At 72.5% G+C, this 20322-nt stretch carries 19 protein-coding genes; 3 read left to right on the plus strand and 16 right to left on the minus strand.

What is annotated here, in order from left to right; all coding sequences use genetic code 11:
- Positions 1–87 precede the first annotated feature (87 nt).
- The 15 genes from AOM07_RS02795 to dacB form a co-directional block, all read right to left on the minus strand.
- A complete protein-coding gene (locus AOM07_RS02795; RefSeq protein WP_062311167.1) occupies positions 88–1782 on the minus strand; it encodes an L-aspartate oxidase in 1695 nt (564 codons plus the stop codon).
- A gap of 45 nt (positions 1783–1827) precedes the next feature.
- Complete coding sequence (gene panD / locus AOM07_RS02800) at positions 1828–2298, minus strand: aspartate 1-decarboxylase (protein WP_062311169.1); 471 nt, start codon at positions 2296–2298, stop codon at positions 1828–1830.
- A gap of 34 nt (positions 2299–2332) precedes the next feature.
- Positions 2333–3205: a pantoate--beta-alanine ligase gene (panC, locus tag AOM07_RS02805; protein WP_062311171.1), complete on the minus strand. Its 873-nt coding sequence runs from the start codon at positions 3203–3205 to the stop codon at positions 2333–2335.
- Positions 3205–4134, minus strand: a complete 930-nt coding sequence (locus AOM07_RS02810) for a Rossmann-like and DUF2520 domain-containing protein (RefSeq protein ID WP_062311173.1) — start codon at positions 4132–4134, stop codon at positions 3205–3207. Before AOM07_RS02810 ends, panC begins: the two co-directional genes overlap by 1 nt.
- Complete coding sequence (locus AOM07_RS02815; RefSeq protein ID WP_062311175.1) at positions 4127–5803, minus strand: PH domain-containing protein; 1677 nt, start codon at positions 5801–5803, stop codon at positions 4127–4129. Before AOM07_RS02815 ends, AOM07_RS02810 begins: the two co-directional genes overlap by 8 nt.
- Positions 5804–5826: 23 nt before the next feature.
- Positions 5827–6309 (minus strand): PH domain-containing protein, encoded by a 483-nt coding sequence (locus AOM07_RS02820; protein WP_062311177.1) that lies wholly within the window; start codon positions 6307–6309, stop codon positions 5827–5829.
- 288 nt (positions 6310–6597) lie between these two features.
- Positions 6598–7065: a DUF3180 domain-containing protein gene (locus AOM07_RS02825; RefSeq protein ID WP_062311179.1), complete on the minus strand. Its 468-nt coding sequence runs from the start codon at positions 7063–7065 to the stop codon at positions 6598–6600.
- A 22-nt stretch (positions 7066–7087) separates the two neighbouring features.
- Positions 7088–8119, minus strand: coding sequence for a 2-amino-4-hydroxy-6-hydroxymethyldihydropteridine diphosphokinase (gene folK, locus AOM07_RS02830; protein WP_062311181.1), 1032 nt, complete (start codon positions 8117–8119; stop codon positions 7088–7090).
- A gap of 5 nt (positions 8120–8124) precedes the next feature.
- Positions 8125–8943, minus strand: a complete 819-nt coding sequence (gene folP, locus AOM07_RS02835) for a dihydropteroate synthase (RefSeq protein ID WP_228374353.1) — start codon at positions 8941–8943, stop codon at positions 8125–8127.
- A 10-nt stretch (positions 8944–8953) separates the two neighbouring features.
- Positions 8954–9520, minus strand: coding sequence for a GTP cyclohydrolase I FolE (gene folE / locus AOM07_RS02840; RefSeq protein WP_062311183.1), 567 nt, complete (start codon positions 9518–9520; stop codon positions 8954–8956).
- A gap of 2 nt (positions 9521–9522) precedes the next feature.
- Complete coding sequence (gene ftsH, locus AOM07_RS02845; protein ID WP_062311185.1) at positions 9523–11544, minus strand: ATP-dependent zinc metalloprotease FtsH; 2022 nt, start codon at positions 11542–11544, stop codon at positions 9523–9525.
- A gap of 203 nt (positions 11545–11747) precedes the next feature.
- Complete coding sequence (locus AOM07_RS02850) at positions 11748–12575, minus strand: endonuclease domain-containing protein (protein WP_084830032.1); 828 nt, start codon at positions 12573–12575, stop codon at positions 11748–11750.
- Positions 12576–12805: 230 nt separating this feature from the next.
- Positions 12806–13342 (minus strand): hypoxanthine phosphoribosyltransferase, encoded by a 537-nt coding sequence (gene hpt / locus AOM07_RS02855; RefSeq protein WP_062311460.1) that lies wholly within the window; start codon positions 13340–13342, stop codon positions 12806–12808.
- A gap of 14 nt (positions 13343–13356) precedes the next feature.
- Positions 13357–14328, minus strand: a complete 972-nt coding sequence (gene tilS, locus AOM07_RS02860; RefSeq protein WP_228374354.1) for a tRNA lysidine(34) synthetase TilS — start codon at positions 14326–14328, stop codon at positions 13357–13359.
- Between the two features lie 52 nt (positions 14329–14380).
- Complete coding sequence (dacB, locus tag AOM07_RS02865; protein WP_062311191.1) at positions 14381–15781, minus strand: D-alanyl-D-alanine carboxypeptidase/D-alanyl-D-alanine endopeptidase; 1401 nt, start codon at positions 15779–15781, stop codon at positions 14381–14383.
- Between the two features lie 93 nt (positions 15782–15874).
- Here dacB and AOM07_RS02870 point away from each other — a divergent pair, with 93 nt between their 5' ends.
- Positions 15875–16399 carry an inorganic diphosphatase gene (locus AOM07_RS02870; protein ID WP_062311193.1) on the plus strand — a complete coding sequence of 175 codons (525 nt, stop codon included), beginning with the start codon at positions 15875–15877 and terminating at the stop codon, positions 16397–16399.
- Between the two features lie 272 nt (positions 16400–16671).
- On the opposite strand, the gene AOM07_RS02875 is transcribed toward AOM07_RS02870, so the two are convergent.
- A complete protein-coding gene (locus AOM07_RS02875; RefSeq protein ID WP_156171749.1) occupies positions 16672–18087 on the minus strand; it encodes a C40 family peptidase in 1416 nt (471 codons plus the stop codon).
- A gap of 235 nt (positions 18088–18322) precedes the next feature.
- Between AOM07_RS02875 and AOM07_RS02880 the strand changes: the two genes are divergently transcribed.
- Positions 18323–19072 carry an SGNH/GDSL hydrolase family protein gene (locus AOM07_RS02880; RefSeq protein WP_062311197.1) on the plus strand — a complete coding sequence of 250 codons (750 nt, stop codon included), beginning with the start codon at positions 18323–18325 and terminating at the stop codon, positions 19070–19072.
- A 37-nt stretch (positions 19073–19109) separates the two neighbouring features.
- A complete protein-coding gene (gene metX / locus AOM07_RS02885) occupies positions 19110–20306 on the plus strand; it encodes a homoserine O-acetyltransferase MetX (RefSeq protein WP_084830034.1) in 1197 nt (398 codons plus the stop codon).
- Positions 20307–20322 lie beyond the last annotated feature (16 nt).

A 20322-nucleotide genomic window follows, 5' to 3' on the forward strand; every position in this document is an offset into this window, starting at 1 on the left:
CGCCCTATCGCTCGCAATCGTAGCGAACCGGCACAAAGCACACTAGACCCCGCGCCTCCGGAGTCCACGGCGCAGCATTCCTGCGCGCTACTCCCCGATGTCGAGCGGCGCCTTCATGAAGTCGAGCTCGCCGTCCGGGTCGAGCCGCGCCGCGAGGCGCACCGCCCACTCGGGGTCGGTGTCGGGGAAGTCCGCGCGCTGGTGGCCGCCGCGCGACTCCTCGCGCAGCAGCGCCGCCTGGCACAGCACCGACGCCGCGGCGACGATATTGGTGGTCTCCCACTCGGCGGTCTGCGGCACCACCTCGGCCGCGGGGTCCGTGTGGAACCGGGCGCGGATGCGGTCCAGCCGAGCCACCGCATCGTCCAGGCTGTCGCCGTCGCGGACCGGGCCGGCGCCCTCGTGCGCGATCGCCTGGACGCGCGGGCGCATCGTCGCCGGGACGAGGGCGGACTCGCCGGACCGCTCGACGGGCTCGAGCTGCCCGAGCACGCCGTCGGCGACCATGGCCGCGGCGTCGCGCGCGGCGCGGCGCGCGAAGACCAGGCCCTCGAGCAGCGAGTTCGAGGCGAGGCGGTTGGCGCCGTGGACGCCGGTGCATGCGGCCTCGCCGATCGCGTAGAGGCCGCGCTGGGTCGAGCGGCCGTGCAGGTCGGTGAGGATGCCGCCCGAGTGGAAGTGCTGGGCGGGCGCGACGGGGATGAGGTCGTGCGCCATGTCGAGGCCGTGCTCCTTGAGCGACGCCCAGATCGACGGGAAGCGGCGCTTGAGGAAGTCGCGCTCGAGGTGGCGGCAGTCGAGGAAGACGGAGTCGGACTCCTCCTCGCGCATCTCCTCGACGATGGTGCGGCTGACGACGTCGCGGGGCGCGAGCTCGGCCATCGGATGCGTCCCGACCATGAAGCGCTCGCCCGCACCGTTGAGGAGGTACGCGCCCTCGCCGCGGACCGCCTCGGAGATCAGCGGCAGCTGGCCGCGCGCGTTGGCGCCCTGCCACAGGACGGTCGGGTGGAACTGGACGTACTCGACGTCCGCGACCGCGGCGCCCGCGCGCAGGCCGACGGCGAGGCCGTCCCCGGTGGACGATGCGGGGTTCGTCGACGAGCGGAAGACCTGGCCGATGCCGCCGGTCGCCATGACGACGGCCTTCGCGAGCGCCGCGCCGACGCCGTCGCGCGAGCCCTCGCCGATGATGTGGATGGTCGCTCCGCAGACCGGGCCGGGGCGGCCGTCCGCGTCGGGCGCGGCGGTGAGCAGGTCGACCACCATGGCGTGCTCGGTGACCTCGATGCCCGGGTCGTTGCGGACCGCCTCGAGCTGCTCGATGAGGGCTCGGGAGATCTCGGCGCCGGTGGCGTCGCCGCCCGCGTGGACGATGCGGTCGCGGTGGTGGCCGCCCTCGCGGGTCAGTGTGAGGCCGCCGTCGGGGCCGGTGTCGAACTGCGCGCCGCGGCGCAGGAGCTTGCGCACGGAGTGCGGCCCCTCGGTGACGAGGACGCGCACGGCCTCCTCGGAGCACAGGCCCACGCCCGCGACGAGCGTGTCCTCGAGGTGCTCCTCGGGGGTGTCCTCGGGGTCGAGCGCCGCGGCGATGCCGCCCTGCGCCCACACGGTCGAGCCGGAGCTCAGCTCGCCCTTGGTCACCACGAGAACGCGGTCGACGCGCTCGCGCAGGTCCAGCGCGGTGGTGAGACCCGCGATGCCCGAGCCGACCACGATGACGTCGGTCTCGATGGTCCAGCCGGGCGGGGGCGCGGCGAGGCTGCGCACGAAGGCGGTCATGAACGTCAGGTTACCGGCGTGGATGCGGGACCCCTGCCGGGCGGCTCAGTGCGCGTGGTGGTAGGCGTCCCAGCCCTGCGAGTGGAACTCGTGGACGGGCAGCCCCGAGGGCTCGAGGCCCTCGGCCGAGGCCGGGACCAGGCCCGGCTCGTCGGACAGCTCGACCACGCGGTTGGACCCGTCCACGAACACCACGTGCGGCTCGAAGGTCCGGGCCTCGGCGTCGGCGAGCATGCCGTAGCCGATGATGATGACGATGTCGCCCTCGTGCACGAGGTGCGCGGCCGCGCCGTTGATGCACAGCACGCCCGACCCGCTCTCGCCGGGGATCGCGTACGTGGTGAGTCGCGCGCCGTTGGTGACGTCGACGATGTCGACCTGCTGGCCCGGCAGCAGGTCCGCCGCCTCCATGAGGTCGACGTCGATGGTGACGGAGCCGACGTAGTGCAGGTCCGCCTGCGTGACGGTCGCGCGATGGATCTTGGAGATCATCATCGGGCGCTGAAGAGTGGTCATGAGGGTCCTCCTCGCGGGGCGGGACCCGGCCCGCCTATCCCAGCGGGCGCCCGATCCTCGTCACCACGTTGTCGATGAGCCGGGTGTCGCCCACGCGGGCGGCCACGGCGATCACTGCCTCTCCACGGTAGTCCCCCTCGAGGCCCTCGGCGGACACCGGGTCGAGCGCCGCGAGGTACTCGACGTCCACCCACGGCTCGCGCGAGAGCGCGGCGTTGCCGGCCGCGAGCGCCTCGTCGAGGTCGGCGCCGGTCCGGGCCGCCGCATCGGCCGCCATGACCGCCTCGGACAGGATGAGGGCCCGCGCGCGCTCCTCGGCGGACAGGAACACGTTCCGGGAGGACAGTGCGAGGCCGTCGGGGTCGCGCACGGTCGGCACGGCGACGATCTCGACGCCCATCGCGAGGTCGCGCACCATGGTCCGCACGGCGATGAGCTGCTGCGCGTCCTTCTGCCCGAAGAACGCGAGGTCCGGCTGCGTGAGGTTGAGCAGCTTGCACACGACGGTGAGCACGCCGTCGAGGTGGCCGGGACGATGCGCGCCCTCGAAGACCTCGCCCACACGCCCCGCGGACACCGTCACCACGGGCGCGCCGTCCGGGTAGACCTCCTCGACTGAAGGCGCGAAGACCACGTCGACGCCGAGCGGCTCGAGCAGCGCGCAGTCCTCGTCGAGTGTGCGGGGGTAGGTGTCGAGGTCGTCGGGGTCCTCGAACTGGAGGGGGTTGACGAAGATGGTAACGACGACCTCGTCGGCGGCCTCGCGCGCGGCGCGCACGAGCGCGAGGTGCCCCTCGTGGAGCGCGCCCATCGTCATGACGACGGCGCGGCTGGGGCGGTCGCCCGAGCGCCGGGCGGGTCGGGTGGCGGTCCCCCGCAGCTCGCTCGCGGTGTGGACGATGCGCATCAGTCCCCCATCCCTTCCGTTCCGAGCGTCGCGATGAGGTCGGCGTACTGGGCGGGGCCGATGCGGCCACCGCTGAGGGCCAGGTCGGCCGTCGCGCGCGCCATGGCACGATACGCGAACAGCGCCTCCGGCTGCCCCTCGAGGGCGCGGATGTGGGCCGCGACGGTGCCGGCGTCGCCGCGCACCACCGGGCCGGTGAGCGTCGACACGGCGCCCGGCGCGTCGCGCAGCGCGCCGTCGACGGACGCGTGGATGAGCGGGCCGAGCACCTTCGCGGGCTCCTCGATGCCGATGCGCGACAGCACCTGGCTGGCCTGCGCGACCGCGGTGACCACGTGGTTCGCGCCGTGCACGAGGGCCGCGTGGTAGAGCGGCCGGTCCCACTCCTCGATGACGACCGGCTCGCCGCCCATCTCGACCACGAGGGCCTGGGCGATCGGCAGCATGCCGGGCGGGGCGGTGACGGCGAACACCGCATCGTGCAGCCGCGCGCGGTCGAGGGAGGTGCCGGTGAACGTCATCGCGGGGTGGATCGCGAGCGGCACGATGCCGGGGGTCGCGGACTCCGACAGCACGTCGATGCCGTGCCGCCCGGACGTGTGCACGACGAGCTGCCCCGGGCGCCACGCCTCGACCTTGGCGAGGCCGGCCGCGACGGGGCCGATCGCGTCGTCCGGCACGGTGAGGAGGACGAGCTCGGCGGCGCGGACCACCTCGTCGGGGTCGGCGACGGGGACGCCGGGCAGGAGCGCTTCGATGCGGCTGACGGTGGCGTCGGAGACACCGGAGGCGGCGACGATGTCGTGGCCCGCCTCGCGCAGCGCGGCCGCGAGGACCGCGCCGACCTTGCCCGCGCCGACGACGCCGATGCGCAGGCGGCCCGGCCGGCGCGTGTTGCCGTTGACCGCGTGCCCGCGGACGTCATTCATGTCCGGCTCCCGTCTCGAGGCCGACTGCGCTCATCCACTGCTCGGGGGTCTGCCGGCGGCGGCCCTCGCGCGCCCGGGCGGCCTGCGCGTCCAGCAGGGCCATCGCATCGTCCACCGCGAGGTGCGCCGCGACCGGGGTGACGGGGCCCTGGGTGGAGTGCACGACGACGTCGGCGAGGCCGAGCGCGCGGCGGATCGGGCCCTGGGTGAGGCCGAGGGACTGGGTGCGCTCGTGGGGCACGACGAAGAGCTCGCGCTCCCAGCGGCCGCGGCGGATGAGCAGCGCGCGGTCGGTCGCGCGGACGCCGCGGAAGCGCCACTGGAACGGGTCGACGCGGCGCGCGGACTCGGGGCTGGTGGTGAAGCCGCCCTCCGCGCCGCTGCCGTGGAGCGCGTGGCCGAGCGTGCCGTACGGGTCGGGGTCGCCGAGGTCGGGCAGCACGAGCCACACCGCGCGGATGGCCTCCTCGCGGGTCGCGACCGGGTGGAGCACGGAGACGGACTCCTGGTCCTCGCCGTAGCCCGCGACGTTGATGGTGATGCGCCACCAGTCCTGACCGCGCCAGAGGAACGGCTGGTAGAGGCGGATCGCCTGGACGCGGCCGGGCGGGACGGTCTGGCGGCGGGTCTCGGTGAGGCCGTGGCGGAGACGCAGGCCGTCGGCGGAGATGCCGGCCGTGAAACCGAAGCCGCCGTTGAGGCGCGTCCAGAAGAAGCCGAGCAGACCGGCGGCGGCGGTGACGATCGCGACGAGGCTGGTGCCGATGAACGCGGTCACGGCGGCGACCACGTCGACGCGGAACACGACGAACGCGATGAGGCCCACGAACGGGAGCGTGAGCAGGGTGATCGCGGCGCCGGAGAGCAGGATCGACAGCAGCAGGCGCTTGAGCGGGACCGTGTAAACCTCGCGCTCCTCGGCGGCGGCGACGGCCGTGCGGAACTGCTCCGTGCCGGACAGGACGGCCTCGGGGTTGGACAGCGCCCCGGCCCGCTGCGCGAGGTGGCCGCGGATGCTGGCGGACGATGCGGGGGTGCCGTCCGCGTCGGTCGCGGGGGTGGTGGGGTTGGCGATGGTGGTGGCGTCCGTGCCGCGGGCGGCGACGCCGGGGGCGCCGGTGGCGTCGGGGGTGGGCGCCGCATCGTGCCCGGCGGCCTTCTCCTGCTTGACGCCGGCCGCGAGCGCGAGGATCTCGTTACGGAGGGCCTCGGCGTCGCCGAGGCGGAGGAACTTGAGCTCGACGCCCGACTTCTGGCCGCCGGCGACCTGGACGTTGATCGCGGCGAAGCCGAAGATGCGCGCGAGCAGGGGCTGGACCACGTCGACCGCCTGGAGGCGGTCGAGGCGGGCCTGGCGCTGCTGGCGGGTGATGATGCCCTGGCGGAGGTAGACGGCGTCGTCGCCGATCCGGTACTCGGTGCGGCTCCACTGCCAGATCGAGATGCCGATCGTGGCCGCGAACGCGAGCAGGGCCGCGAGCACGAGCCAGAGGAACGGGAAGCGGTCGAAGAAGGCGAAGGTGTCGTCGCCGCCGTCGACCCACGCGGGGACCTGGTTGTGGACCCAGTACGCGAGGAGCAGGCCGATGAAGACCCAGCCGCCGAGCAGCGGCGAGACCGGGTGGAGGCGGGTCCACTCGCGTGGCGCCTGGTAGACGTAGTCGTTCATGATGGTGCGCTCGTCCCGGGCCCTCAGAGCCCGGCGAGGCGGGCCTCGCCGCGGGTGGTGAGGCGGTCGCGGAGGCGGTCGGCCTCGGCGGCGGGGACGCCCGAGATCGAGGCGTCGGTGCCGGGCGAGGCGGTGTGGAGCTGGACCTTGGCGATGCCGAGCGCGCGCTCGATCGGGCCGGCCTTGACGTCGACGAACTGCATGCGGCCGTAGGGCACCACGGTCACCGAGCGGAACATGCGGCCGCGGCGGACCAGCAGGTCCTCCTCGTCCTCGGCCCACGCGTGCGCGGTGACCTGGCGGACGATGAGCCAGCTGCCCCAGCCGCCGAGCAGCAGCGCGGCCGCCGGGACCAGGAGAAGGAGCGCGGCACCGGTGATCAGCGCGGCGACCAGGCCGCCGATGATGAGCAGGCCGAGCCAGATCCACATCGTCACCATCCGCGCGGTGATGAGCTTGCGGGAGACGAAGTTCCAAGGAGCGGCCGCGTTGTCGTACCAGGACATGGCTCCAGTCTGCCAGGGTCCGGCTCGCGCGTGGACGGCCGCTCCGGGGTTTCGCCCTCCCACCCGACCCCCTCCCGCAATGGGTGCATGGTTGTCGGTCTGCGGAGGTCTCTGCCTCGTATGGGTAGACGGTTGTCGCTTCAGGGGCAGGAGGATCGCGGAGCGGGAGGCGAGGGGCTGCCGCGGGCGCCGACCACCGACCGACACTGGTCTACCCATGGCGCGCAGGAACCTCGGGAAAGCGACCGCCATCTACCCAATGCGTGAGAGCGGCGGCGGGGCGGACGCTCAGGCCGGGGCCTTGCCGCCCTCGTTGTCGTCGGAGGAGTCGTCCTTGCACCAGTGCTCGGCCAGCAGCGCGGCCACCACGAGCACGAGCCCGCCCGCCGCGGCGATGAACGCCGAGATCGCGACCTCGCGGCGCGGGCTGTGCGACCACTCGACCGCGATCGCGAGGCCGTAGCCGCCGAACGCGCCCGTCATGATCGCGCCCGTGTACGCCGCCGCCTGCGAGAACACCGCGGTGCGGGCGGCGCGCAGGCCGCTGAGCCCGGGGTTCTTGCCGCGCCGGTACTGACGCACGGTCCAGCCGAGCCACGCCGCGACCCCCGCGAGCGCCACCGCGATCGCGACGACGGTCCACGGCACGGACATCGGCGAGGCGCCGGAGTTCACCGCAGTGCGGGACACGCCCCACGAGACCACGCCCATGATCGCCGCGAGCACGACGAGGCGGATGCGGCTCAGCGGCTCCACGGGACGCTCCGACGGACGCGGGTCACGGCTGCGCGGCCGCGGCGTCCTGCTGCGGCCACCGCTCCTGGACCATCGTGACCCCCTCGTCGCCGATCGCGTCGGCGAGGTCGCCCACGCGGCCCGCGCCGGGGATCTCGTAGTTCGGCGCGACGGTCGCCCACGGCTTGAGCACGAACGCGCGCTCGGTGGCGCGCGGGTGCGGCACCACGAGGTCGTCGGCGTCGATGGTGCGGTCGCCGTACGCGATGATGTCGAGGTCGAGCGTGCGCGGGCCGTTCTCCTCGTGCCGCTCGCGGCCGTGGAGCACCTCGACGCCCTGGCACGCGGCCAGCAGCTCGCGCGGCGCGAGCGCGGTCATGACCTCGACGACGGCGTTGAGGAAGTCGTCCTGCTCGGGACCGCCGACGGGGGTGGTCTTGAACAGGGACGACGCGCGCTGGACCATGATCCCGGGGATCTTGTGCAGCTCCCACAGCGCCTCGCGGAAGGTCGAGTCGACGTCGCCGATGTTGCCGCCGAGCGCGAGGTACGCGACCACGGGCTGGAGCGGCGGATTGTCGGCGGGGTTGTCGGAGTGCACGCGCGGCGCGAACGGGTCGCCCGGCATGCCCGCCGACGAGCCGATGCGCTTGTCCGCCCACAGCGTCCCCGACTTGAGGTCGCGGCGGATCTTCACCATGACGTCGCGGAACTCGACGTGCAGCGGCGCCTGCGGCTTGTGCACGACCACGTCGACGCAGTGGACGCCCTCCATCTCGAGGATCGCGCGCGCGATGTGCTCGGCGACCGTCTCAAGGAGGTCCGACGGGTCGCCGCCGAGCACCTCGGCGGCGCGGTCGGCGATGTCGGAGTAGTTGACGGTGCGCCCGAGGTCGTCCTTGGTCGCGGCGCCCTGCGTCGAGACGTGCGCGACCACGTCCGCGAGGAAGAGCTGCCCGGATTCCTTCTCGGGCGTGTACACGCCATGGAAGCCGGTGACCCGGATCCCCTGGACGATGATCTGGTCGAGCTCGACCCCGTCCTTGACGTACGGGCTGATCGAAGGCGTCGTCATGCCTGTCATCCTTCCCTTCGTGCGGCGTTCTCCCAAGCCGACACGACGCGCAGCGCGTCGACGGCGGCACGTGCGTCGTGCACCCTGACACCCCAGGCACCTGCCGTGGCGGCGAGCGTGGTGACCGCGGTGGTCGCGGCCTCGCGGGCGGTCGGGTCCGCGGCGTCGACCCCCGGGCGCGCGATGGCGGCGCCGAGGAACCGCTTGCGGCTGGCGCCCACGAGCACGCGGCGCCCCCCGGCCCACCGCGCCATGTTGGCGAGCAGCGGCCAGTTGGACTCCGTCACCTTGGAGAAGCCCAGGCCGGGATCGAGGACGATGCGGTCCTCGGCGACGCCGGCGGCGACGAGGGCGTCGACCCGCGCCGCGAGCTCGGCGCCGACCTCGCGGACGACGTCGCCGTACTCGTCGCGGTGGTCCATCTCGGCCGAGTGGGCGCGCCAGTGCATGGCGACCAGGTCGACGGCGAGGTCGGCGACGGTCGCGGCCATCGCATCGTCCGCCAGTCCGCCGGAGACGTCGTTGACCATGCTCGCGCCGGCCTCGACGGCGGCGCGCGCGGTCGCGGCGTTCATGGTGTCGATGCTGGTGGCGACGCCGGCCTGCGTGAGCGCCCGGATGACGGGCACGACGCGGCGCTGCTCCTCCTCGATGGACACGCGCGCGGCGCCGGGGCGGGTGGACTCGCCGCCGACGTCGACGAGGTCCGCGCCGTCGTGGGCGAGCTGGACGCCCCGGGCGATCGCATCGTCCACCTCGGCGAAGAGCCCGCCGTCGGAGAACGAGTCGGGCGTGACGTTGAGGATGCCCATGACGAGCGTCACGTCGCCTCCCCTACTTGCCGACGATGAGGCTCATGGCCTCCGCGCGCGTCGCGGCGTCGCGCATGATGCCGCGGACGGCCGAGGTGACGGTGCGGGAGCCGGGCTTGCGGACGCCTCGCATGGACATGCAGAGGTGCTCGGCCTCGACGACGACGATGACGCCGCGCGCGCCGAGCTCGTCGACGAGCGCGTCCGCGACCTGCGTCGTGAGGCGCTCCTGGACCTGCGGGCGCTTGGCGAACACGTCGACGAGGCGCGCGAGCTTGGACAGCCCGGTGATGCGGCCGTCCGCGCCCGGGATGTACGCGACGTGCGCGACGCCGTGGAACGGGACCAGGTGGTGCTCGCACATCGAGTACAGCTCGATGTCCTTGACGAGGATCATCTCCTCGTGGCCGAGCTCGAAGACCGCGCTGAGCACGTCCGCGGGGTCCTCGGCGAGGCCCTTGAAGAACTCCTCGTAGGCGCGCGCGACGCGGCTGGGGGTGTCGCGCAGCCCGTCGCGGTCGGGGTCCTCGCCGACGGCGGCGAGGATCTCCCTCACCGCCGCCTCGATGCGGGGCTTGTCGACGGTCACGGCTAGTTGTCCTTGGGCTCGACCAGGTCGGGCGCGGGGACCGCGTCCTCGTCGGCCTCGGCGACCGCCGCATCGTGCGCCGTCACACGCGCCTTGATGGCGTCGCCCTTGGCGGACTCGGGGGCGGCCGCGATCCAGTGGCCGGAGATCCACTCGTCGCGGTTGGCGATCTTGTCGACGGAGGCGAAGATCTCCGCGAGCTCGATCTCGCCGAGGGTCTCCTTCTCGAGGAGCTCCTCCGCGAGGCGGTCGAGGATGCCGCGGTTCTGGGTGAGCGCGAGCGTCGCCTCGGCCATCGCGTTGTCCATGAGGGTGCGGACCTCCTGGTCCACGGTGGACGCGACGGACTCGGAGAACTCGCGGCCGTGGCCCATGTCGCGGCCGAGGAAGACCTCGCCGGAGCCGGACGTGAGGCGCACGGAGCCGATCTTGGTCGACATGCCGTACTCGGTGACCATCTGCTTGGCGATCTCGGTCGCCTGCTGGATGTCGTTGCTCGCGCCGGTGGACGGGTCGCCGAAGATGAGCTCCTCCGCGATGCGGCCGCCCATCGCGTACGCGAGGTTGTCGAGCAGCTGGTTGCGGGTCTTGGAGTAGCGGTCCTCCTGCGGCATCACCATCGTGTAGCCGAGGGCGCGTCCGCGCGGCAGGATCGTCACCTTGGTGACCGGGTCCGTGTGGCGCATCGCGGCGGCCACCAGGGCGTGGCCGCCCTCGTGGTACGCGGTGACGCGCTTGTCGTGGTCGTTCATCACGCGGGTGCGCTTCTGCGGGCCGGCGATGACGCGGTCGATCGCCTCGTCCATCTCGGAGGAGCCGATGAGCTGCTTCTCGCGGCGGGCCGTGAGGAGCGCGGCCTCGTTGAGCACGTTCGCGAGGTCCGCGCCGGTGAAGCCCGGGGTGCGGCGCGCGAGGGCCTCGAGGTCGACCTCCGGGGAGATCGGCTTGCCCTTGGAGTGGACCTCGAGCACCTTGACTCGGCCCTTGAGGTCGGGCGCGTCGACGCCGACCTGACGGTCGAATCGGCCCGGGCGCAGCAGCGCGGGGTCGAGGATGTCGGGGCGGTTGGTCGCCGCGATCATGATGATGTTCGTGTGGATGTCGAAGCCGTCCATCTCGACGAGCATCTGGTTGAGCGTCTGCTCGCGCTCGTCGTGACCGCCGCCGAGGCCGGCGCCGCGGTGGCGGCCGACCGCGTCGATCTCGTCGACGAAGATGATCGCCGGGCTGTTCTTCTTGGCCTGCTCGAAGAGGTCGCGGACGCGGCTCGCGCCCACGCCGACGAACATCTCGACGAAGTCCGAGCCGGAGATCGAGAAGAACGGGACGCCCGCCTCGCCGGCGACGGCGCGCGCGAGCAGCGTCTTTCCGGTGCCGGGCGGGCCGTAGAGCAGGACGCCCTTGGGGATCTTCGCGCCGACGGCCTGGAACTTGGCCGGGTTCTCGAGGAACTCCTCGATCTCCTTGAGCTCTTCGACGGCCTCGTCGACGCCGGCGACGTCGTCGAACTTCACGGTCGGGGTGTCGGGCGTGACCATCGACGCCTTCGACTTGCCGAAGCTCATGAGGCGGCCGCCTCCGCCGCCCTGCATGTTCGACATGAGGAACCAGAAGAGGCCCACGAGCAGGAGGATCGGCAGGAACGTGAACGCGAGGGTGGCCCACACGCTGGTCTGCGGGACCTCGGAGTTGTAGCCCTGGGCGGGGTCGGCGGCCTTGACGGCGTTGACGACCTCCTCGCCCTGCGGGGCGACGTAGAAGAACTCGACGCGGCCGTTGTAGTCGGACCACTCGTCGGGCGCGCTGTCCGGGAAGTCCGCGGGGTCGACGAGCGTGAGCTCGACGCGCTGGTCGCCGTCGACGATCTTCACCTGCTCGGCGACCTTCTGGTCGAGCATCTCGAGGCCGACGGACGTGTCCACCTTCTCGACGCGCGGCGACAGGAGGCCGGAGACCATCCAGCCGACCAGGAGGGCCGCAGCGACGTAGAAGAGGATGAGGCGGAGGTTGAGGACGTTCTTCATCGTGTGGTCGACTCTACGCGCTGGGTCAGACGGAAGGTAAAGGTTTCGCTCAGGGCGTTTCCCTCCTGATACAGGGTGCCTCTCCGGGCGGTTACCTCTCCACGCAGATGAGGCACTCCCCCACCAGCAGTCGGGCGTGTCGTCGGCGAGTCGCGCTCAAACGGTCCGGATCCGGGCTCCACGGGCGCGTCCGCGTGGAGAGGTCAATAGGCGAGCGCGGCCCGGACGTCGCGGACGACCCGCGGCATCGCGCCCATCACGTCGTCGTAGGTGAACCGCAGCACCCGGTACCCCGCGGCGACGCAGGACCGATCCCTGCGGCGGTCCTCGATGAACGCGACCGGCTTGTCGTGGTGCTCGCGACCGTCGGTCTGGACCACGACCTTGCCCTCGACGAGGAGGTCGACTCGGCCCGCGTCGGCGATGGGCACCTGGGAACGGACTCGCCAGCCCTCGTCCACCAGGCCCACGCGGGTGATGGTCTCCAAGAGCGACTCGGCCGCGGCGTCGGCGTGGTCGCGGAGCCACTGCAGGCGCGCCTCGTCGGTGATCTCGAACCCCGCAAGGTCCCCGAGGGTGATGAGCCGCCGGTTGAGCGCCGAGTCGATCGCCACGAGCTGCTGCATCCGGTCCGCGCACACCCCGAGCATGTCGAGCGCGACCGCGACGCGCGCGTCCTTCGAGACGAGCTCCTCGCCGTGGCGGTGCAGCACCACGCCCTCGCGCGGGCGCCGGTCGTCGACCCGCCGCCCACGGTCGCGCGGGACCACCAGGTGGATCGCGCCGTCACGCTCGATCACCGGCAGCTTGAGCGCTTCGCACAGGCTGGTGCAGCACAGCTCGGCCCTGTAGGCGGCGCGCAGGATGTCGGCGCGCGTGGCGTTGGGCAGCGCGTAGCACCCGTACAGCGGGCGGACGATGCGCTGCGCGGCCACCGCTCGTCCGAGCGCCCGGCTCGCGACGCCTGCTTCCTTCAGCTCTCCCAGCCGCGCGGCGCGGCCGAGCTCCTTCAATGCGAGGACCGGATCCATGATCCGACGATCCCGCCGCGATGCCACACGCAGCAGTGCGATCAGGGCACCCGGGGATGGGCACGGGCCCGCCTCGGGTTCGGGGACATCACCCGGCCGGCGTGACCCCGAGGACCTCTCCACACCAACTGAGCGCCACACCCGCGCTGAGGTGCCTGCAGACCGCGACACGCCGCGGACACGCCCGAGTCCAGGTGGGAGAGTGACTCACCTGCGTGGAGAGGTCACCGCTACTTCTCGTAGACCTCGGGCTTCAGCACTGCCACGAACGGCAGGGTGCGGTAGTTCTCCGCGAAGTCGAGGCCGTAGCCGACCACGAAGTCCGGCGGGATGTCGAAGCCGACGTACTTGCACGGCACCTCGACCACCGCGGCGGCCGGCTTGCGCAGCAGCGCCGCCACCTCGACGGAGGCCGCGCCGCGCGTGCGCAGGTTGCCCAGCAGCCACGACAGCGTCACGCCGGTGTCGATGATGTCCTCGACGATGAGGACGTGACGCCCGGTGAGGTCCGCGTCGAGGTCCTTGAGGATCCTCACCACGCCCGACGACTTGGTCCCCGACCCGTAGGACGAGACAGCCATCCAGTCCATCTGGACGTGCGGCGGCATGCGCCGCGCGAGGTCGGCCATCACCATGACCGCGCCCTTGAGCACGCCCACGAGCAGCAGGTCCTCGCCCTCGTAGTCGCGGCGGATGGCCTCCGCCATCTCGTCGAGCTTGCGCCCGATCGAGTTCTCGGAGACGAGCACCTCGGAGAAGTCGCTCATGTCGTACTGGAAGCTCACGCTGGCCTCTCCTCAGTGTTCGGGGCATCCGGGTGGCTGATGACCAGCCTGCCATATTCGCGCCGGGCCTCGTAGCCGCCCGGGAGCGAGATCGCACCCTGCCCCTTCCACGCCGTGACGAGCGAGTCGAGGGCCGCCACGTGGGTCGCCGTGAGCGGTCCGGCACCGCGGTTCTCGGCGAGCATCTTGAGCATGCGGGTGCGGATCGCGTCGGGCAGCGCGGCGAGCATGTCGCAGCGCCACTCGTCGGTCCGCACGGTCGACGCGGAGCCGCCCATCGCGGAGCGGGCCTGCCGGTCGAGCTCGTCGGCATCGGCCTGCAGCAACGCCGCCGACCGCGCCAGCCCCGACACCACGCCCGGCCCCAGCACCTCGACCAGCGACGGCATCACCTTGGTCCGCAGCGCCGACCGGCGCGGACCGTCCTCCGTGTAGTTGGTCGGGTCGTGCCAGGGGTCCAGCTCGAGCGCCTGGCACGCGGCCAGGGTGTCCTTGCGCCGCACGTTGAGGAACGGCCGGACGATGCGCCCACGCCGGGCAGGGATGCCCGACAGCGCCCGCGCGCCGCTCCCCCGCGCGAGCGCGAGCAGGACGGTCTCGGCCTGGTCGTCCATCGTGTGGCCGGTCAGAAGCAGCGGCGACAGCCCGCCCTCGGCGTCGATGCGCGCCTCGAGGGCGGCGTAACGCGCGTCGCGCGCCGCGGCCTCCATGCCGCCCGCGCGCCCGACGACGACCCGCTCCACATGAACGGTGTGGATGCCGGCCTTGCGCACCTCGTGCGCGGCGCGCTCCGCCACGACCGCGGAGTCGGGCTGCAGCCCGTGGTCGACGATGATCGCGCCGGCGAAGAGGCCCTGCTTGCGGGCGACGAAGGCGACGGCGGCGGCGAGGGCAAGCGAGTCCGGACCTCCGGAGACGGCCACCCACACGCGGGTGCCGAGCTCGAGATCCCCGAGGGCATCGCGCACGGCCACCCGGCACGCGGCTACGGCGGGATGAGGTCCCGTCAACGGATTGCCCTCATCCCTCACAGCCGCATTCTGCCAGCGCGCCGAGGAAGTCGTCGAACGCCGCGATGGGGTTGGCCTGCCCGTACGGCATGCCGTCGGCGAGCAGCGCGACGGCCAGCGGGCGGCCGTCCGCCGTCACCAGCACGCCCGCGATCGCGGTGACACCCGTGAGCGAGCCGGTCTTCGCGCGCCAGTAGCCGGCGGGCGGCAGCCCGTCGTACCGGGTCTCGACCGTGCCCTCGAGCCCCGCGAGCGGCAGCCAGTCGAGCAGCCCCTCGAGGGACGGCTCGTCCCGCGCGGCCAGCAGCGCGCTCGTCATGGTCGCCGGGGAGATCTGGTTGCGATCGGAGAAGCCGGCACCGTCGTACAGCTCGAGCCCGGCGGTGGTCACCCCGAGCGCGTCGAGAGCCGCCGCGAGAGCCTTCGCCTCCCCCGCCGGCGTCGCCCGGTAGCCCGACTCCAGCGCGAGCACGCGCGCGACCTGCTCGGCGACCGTGTTGTCCGAGACGGACAGCAGGTGCCGCGCGACCTCGGACAGCGGCGCCGAGTCCACCGACGCCACCTCGACGGCCTTCGCGGCGGACGATGCGTGGCTCACGTCTCCCTGGACGCGCAGGCCGCGCTTCTCGAGGGCCTCGACGAAGAGCTCGCCGGCGTGGAGGGACGGATCGGAGGCGCGGGCGACGTAGTTGCCGTCGGTGAGGCGGCCGCCGTTGACCGCGAGCCCGGTGACGGGGGCGGCGTAGCCCATGGTGAAGGCGTAGTCGGGCCATTGCTTGGGCCAGGCGGGGCCGGGGAAGTCGGAGTCGTCGACACGGACCTTGACCGCGCGGCCGTCCTCGCCGAGCTCCTCGAGCACCTGGTCGGCGAGGTCGCCCAGCCCGGCCCAGCCGTTCGCGGCGTCCTCGGCGTCCTCGACGTCGCCGTGGTGGCCCTCGTCGGCGGCGAGCATGGAGTCGCCGCCCGCGACGAGCGTGAGGGTACGCGTGGACCGGTCCCACGTGACGGTGGTCTGCGTGGTGAAGTCGGCGCCGAGCTCGGAGACCGCCGCGATCGCGGTGATGAGCTTGGTGGTGGAGGCGGGCACCTGCGGGTCGGAGGCGGAGAGGTCCGCGTAGACGGTGCCGTCGAGGTAGTCGACGACAGAGACGTTGGTGGAGGTCCCCGTGCGGTCGTCGGCCCGCAGCGCCTCGGCGAGCTCCTGGACCTCGGAGGCCGACGGCCGGGGGGCGTCGGACGACAAGGTGGCCGCCGCATCGTCCCCCTGCACGGTGGCCGCCGCGACGGGCGCCTGGGTGATGAAGGGGGCCTGCGGGACGTCGGCCGGCTCGGCGGTGAGGAAGCCCGGGACCACGTCCTGCGCGTCCAGATAGAGGTAGCCGCCGGCGAGCGCCAGGACGCCTACGCCCACGCCTGCGATGATTCTGCGCACCCACGACCTCCGAACATGGGCCACACTAGTACCGAACTCACCAGGCTCATCAGACCCCAAAGGACGCCAGGAATGGAATTCGACGTCACCATCGAGATCCCCAAGGGCTCGCGCAACAAGTACGAGGTGGATCACCACACCGGTCGCATCGTGCTCGACCGCATGCTCTTCACCTCGACGCGCTACCCGGACGACTACGGCTTCATCGACGGCACCCTGGGTGAGGACGGCGACCCGCTGGACGCGCTCGTGCTGCTCGAGGAGCCGACGTTCCCCGGCTGCCAGATCCGCTGCCGCGCGCTCGGCATGTTCCGCATGCGCGACGAGGCCGGCGGCGACGACAAGGTGCTGTGCGTGCCCGTGGGCGACCAGCGTCAGACCTGGCGCCAGGAGCTGACCGACGTGTCGGACTTCCACCGCCTCGAGGTCCAGCACTTCTTCGAGGTCTACAAGGACCTGGAGCCCGGCAAGTCGGTCGAGGGCGCGCACTGGGTGTCGCGCGAGGAGGCCGAGGACGAGATCCGCACGTCGTTCGAGCGCGCCAAGGGCACGCCGTTCGCGAACATGAACCCGCTGCTCCCGCCGAGCAGCCACTGAGTCTTCCTAGGAGGGGCCGGAGCCGAGAGGCTCCGGCCCTTTCTGCATGTCCGGCGTGCCGCCGCGGCGGGACGATGCGCGGGTTCCGGGCCGCGCGACACGATCGTCGCGTTCCCGTATTTCAGGATTTCCTCAAACAGCCGGGCGAGCGCACGCCGCGCAGCCCACTTCCCCAGGGACGATGCGCGGAGCGCTGGTGCTGTTTCAGCTCCCGCTGATACACGCGAGAGAGAACACGACGCGCGCCGGCGGGCGACCCGGGTGCCGCCGCCTCAGGGGCGGCCGATGAACGGCATCATGTTCGACGTCATCCACGCGTACAGCCCGCGGACGCCGGCGGGCTTGGAGTAGTTGACCGCCTCCATGACCTGGCCGTTCCCGATGTAGATCGCCACGTGGTAGATCGTCGACGGGTCCGAGGTGTCGGTCGCGTAGAAGACGAGGTCGCCCTCACGGATCTGCGAGTAGGACAGGTGCGTGCTCGCCTGGTACTGCGTGCGCGACGAGCGCGTGATCCATTGCCCCGCCTCGAGCCACGACACCGAGGTGACGCCCGAGCAGTCGTACTTGGGGCCCGAGCCGCCCAGCAGGTACTCGGCACCGATGAGCGTCTGCGAGTACTCGGCCGCCTTCTTGCCCTGCGCCGCGGTCGAGTTCCAGCTGGTGCCGGGCTGCTCGGGCTTGGGGGTCGAGGTGGTGGTCGGCTTCGGGGTCGACGTGGTGGTCGTGGGCTCGGGCTCGGAGGTCTTCGTCTCCTCCGGCTCGGAGGTCTTGGTGGCCGAGGGCTTGGGCGTCGACGTCTTGCTCGCGCTCGGCTTCGGCGTCGAGGTCTCGGTCGGCGTCGAGGTGGGCCGCGGGCGCGACGCCTCCTCCTCGGCCTTCGCGGCCTCCTCGGCGGCCTTCTGGCGGGCCTCGGCCTCCGCCTGCGCGGCGGCCTGGCGCTCGGCCTCGAGTCCGGCCTGGCGCTCCTCCTCGAGGGCGATGGTGACGCCGCGGAGCTCGGCGAGGCGGGTGACGGCGTCCGCGCGGGTCTCGTTCGCGATCGCGACGGCCTCCTCGGCGTGCGCCTGCGCGTCCTGCGCCTCCGCGTACTTGGCCTGCGCCTCGGCGGCGGCCTCCGCGGCCTCGGTCGCCGCATCGTCCGCGTACGAGCGCATGGTGGAGGCGACGAGCTCGGCGGCCTTGACGCGCTGGACCCACATGTCGGCCTCGTCGGAGCCGCGGGCGAAGGCCTCGGAGCGGGCGATGACCTCGTCGACGGTGTCGGCGCCCACGACCGCGCCGATCTGGCTCATCGAGCCGGAGTCGCGGTAGGCGGCCTGCGCGACGGAGGCGAGGTTCTCGCGCGCCTCGGCGAGCTCCTTCTCGGCCTGGCGTGCGCGCTTGTTGGCTGCCTCGAGCGTGTCCTGCGCGGCGTCGGAGGCCTCCTGCGCCTGGATGTAGTCCTCGCCGGCGAGCAGCGCGTTGGCGGTGGCCTTGTCGCGCGCCTCGCCGAGGGCGACGATCGCGTTGTCGAGCTCGTCGATGCCGGCGGCGAGGTCGTTGGCGGCCTTGCGGGCCTCGTCGATCTCGGCCTGGCCGGGGTAGTCCTCGGCGAGGGCACGATGCGTGGGCCCGGCCACGACGACGACGCTCGCCAGCGCGAACATCGCCGCGAGCGCGAGCACCCGCTTGAACCCAGCCGTCACCTTCACCACCCTTGTCACATCTGTCACACGAGTCACGTCCGCACCGATACTAGGCGGGCGCCGTTCATACGTGAAGCCCCCTGTGCCGTATCTCTCACGCGCGCGAGCGCGAGCCGAGCGGCGACGCAGGGGACCCGTACGGGATATCGGCGGGCGGGGCGGCCCGCTTGAGAACTGCGCGTCCCTCTCTATCCGGGCGAACCGTCGCATCGTTACCCTGACTCGAGGGGGCGTGATGGCGTATCGGGAGCAGGGGCGGGTCCGCGCGTGGCTGACGCGCGAGTACGGAGGCCTGAGCATGTGGGGCCTGCTGGTCGTGCTGCTGGTCCTCGGCGGCGTCGCCGGCCTGTGGGCGTACACGAAGTCGCAGGCCGCGGCCGAGCCGGACGGCGACGCCTTCGGAGCCCTCGTGATCCGGGAGGCGGCCTTCGTCGGAGACTCGTACTCCGCCGGCGCCGGCGCATCCGATACCGACGTCCGCTGGACCACCGTGGTGGCGAACGACCTCGGCTGGAGCGAGGACAACGTCGCGCTCGGCGGGACGGGCTACGTCACCAGTGCCGGCAAGGAGGCGTGCGGGCTCGACTACTGCGGCACCTACGCGGAGACGATCGGCGATGTGGGCGGCGACCCGGATCTTGTCGTCATCAGCGGCGGCCGCAACGACGGCCGGTCCCCGGCGGGCCTCGAGAACGCGGCCGTCAACACCTTCGAGAAGGCGCATACGCGCTTCCCGAACGCGCTCATCGTGGCGACGAGTCCGCTCTGGGACGACGACGAGGCACCCGCATGGCTCGAGGACAACGCCGAGGTGGTGAAGCGGGCGGCCGAGGAGACCGGGACCGTCTACCTCGACATCGGCCAGCCGCTTGCCGGCCATCCCGCGTACATCGCCGAGGACGGGCTCCACCCGAACGACGCAGGGCACGTCGCGATCGCCATCGCCTTCGAAGCGGCGTGGGAGGACTTCGCCGCCTCGCAGTGACCCGTTCGGGTTCCGTGCGTCCAATACGCTGAGCGCCATGGATGACGACGGCATCGAGACCGACGCGCTCGCCGCGGACCAGGGCCCCGGCCCCGGCGCGCCGATCCCCGCGAGCGCCGCGTGGCGCGAGGGCGACCACCCGGGCCGCCGCCTCTTCTTCGCGCTCGGCGACCTGCCGCTCGAGGCCGACCCGATGGGAACCCTCCCCGACGTCGTCCTCTCCTACGAGACCTGGGGCGAGCTCAACGCGGCCAAGGACAACGCCGTCTACGTCGCGCACGCGCTCACGGGCGACAGCCACGTCTTCGGCCCCGCGGAGCCCGGCCACCACACCGGCGGCTGGTGGAACGCGATGGTCGGCCACGGCAAGCCGATCGACCCGGACAAGCACTTCATCGTCTGCGCGAACGTCGTCGGCGGCTGTCAGGGCTCGACCGGCCCGGCGAGCCCCCACCCCGAGGACGGGAGGCCGTGGGGCTCGCGCTTCCCGTACGTGACGATGCGCGACATGGCCCGCGCGGAGATCGCGCTCATGGACCACCTCGAGATCGACCGCTGGCGCCTCATGACCGGGCCGAGCATGGGCGGCATGCGCGCCCTCGAGTGGACCGTCATGGCACCCGAGCGGGTGGGTGCCATCGCCCCCGTCGGCTCGACGGGCGCGACCACCGCGGACCAGATCGCGTGGTCGACCGCGCAGGTGGCCGCCATCCAGTCCGACCCCAGGTACCGCGGCGGCGACTACTACGACGCCGCCGACGGCGACGGCCCGCACGTGGGCATGGGCATCGCGCGCATGATCGCGCACACCACGTACCGCAGCGCCGGCGAGCTCAACGAGAGGTTCGACCGCAACTACCAGGGCGAATCCGACCCGCTGGGCCGCGGCGGCCTCTTCGCCGTGCAGAGCTACCTCGAGCACCACGCCCGCAAGCTCGCCCGCCGCTTCGACGCCAACACCTATGTCCGTCTCGCGCAGGCGATCCAGTCGCACGACGTGGGCCGCGGCCGCGGCGGCGTCGAGACCGCCCTCGCGCGGTACACGGACCCGGCGCTCGTCATCGCGATCGACTCGGACCGCCTCTACCCCATGCAGAACTCGCAGCGCCTCGACGCGGCGCTGTCGGGCTCGAACGGCATCAAGGTGGTCCACTCCCCCGTCGGCCACGACGGCTTCCTCGTCGAGGCGGCGCAGATGATCGCCTTCATGGACGAGTTCGAGCGCTCGCTGTAGGCGCGACGCCCGAATC

Source organism: Demequina rhizosphaerae, from assembly GCF_000971255.1.
GTDB classification, from domain to species: Bacteria; Actinomycetota; Actinomycetes; order Actinomycetales; family Demequinaceae; genus Demequina; species Demequina rhizosphaerae.

Bases quoted from the DNA above. Each gene is read 5' to 3' on its own strand.
- AOM07_RS02795 (WP_062311167.1), bottom strand. From the start codon at position 1,782: ATGACCGCCTTCGTGCGCAGCCTCGCCGCGCCCCCGCCCGGCTGGACC.
- panD (WP_062311169.1), bottom strand. From the start codon at position 2,298: ATGACCACTCTTCAGCGCCCGATGATGATCTCCAAGATCCATCGCGCG.
- panC (WP_062311171.1), bottom strand. From the start codon at position 3,205: ATGCGCATCGTCCACACCGCGAGCGAGCTGCGGGGGACCGCCACCCGA.
- AOM07_RS02810 (WP_062311173.1), bottom strand. From the start codon at position 4,134: ATGAATGACGTCCGCGGGCACGCGGTCAACGGCAACACGCGCCGGCCG.
- AOM07_RS02815 (WP_062311175.1), bottom strand. From the start codon at position 5,803: ATGAACGACTACGTCTACCAGGCGCCACGCGAGTGGACCCGCCTCCAC.
- AOM07_RS02820 (WP_062311177.1), bottom strand. From the start codon at position 6,309: ATGTCCTGGTACGACAACGCGGCCGCTCCTTGGAACTTCGTCTCCCGC.
- folK (WP_062311181.1), bottom strand. From the start codon at position 8,119: ATGACGACGCCTTCGATCAGCCCGTACGTCAAGGACGGGGTCGAGCTC.
- ftsH (WP_062311185.1), bottom strand. From the start codon at position 11,544: ATGAAGAACGTCCTCAACCTCCGCCTCATCCTCTTCTACGTCGCTGCG.
- AOM07_RS02850 (WP_084830032.1), bottom strand. From the start codon at position 12,575: ATGGATCCGGTCCTCGCATTGAAGGAGCTCGGCCGCGCCGCGCGGCTG.
- hpt (WP_062311460.1), bottom strand. From the start codon at position 13,342: ATGAGCGACTTCTCCGAGGTGCTCGTCTCCGAGAACTCGATCGGGCGC.
- AOM07_RS02870 (WP_062311193.1), top strand. From the start codon at position 15,875: ATGGAATTCGACGTCACCATCGAGATCCCCAAGGGCTCGCGCAACAAG.
- AOM07_RS02880 (WP_062311197.1), top strand. From the start codon at position 18,323: ATGGCGTATCGGGAGCAGGGGCGGGTCCGCGCGTGGCTGACGCGCGAG.
- metX (WP_084830034.1), top strand. From the start codon at position 19,110: ATGGATGACGACGGCATCGAGACCGACGCGCTCGCCGCGGACCAGGGC.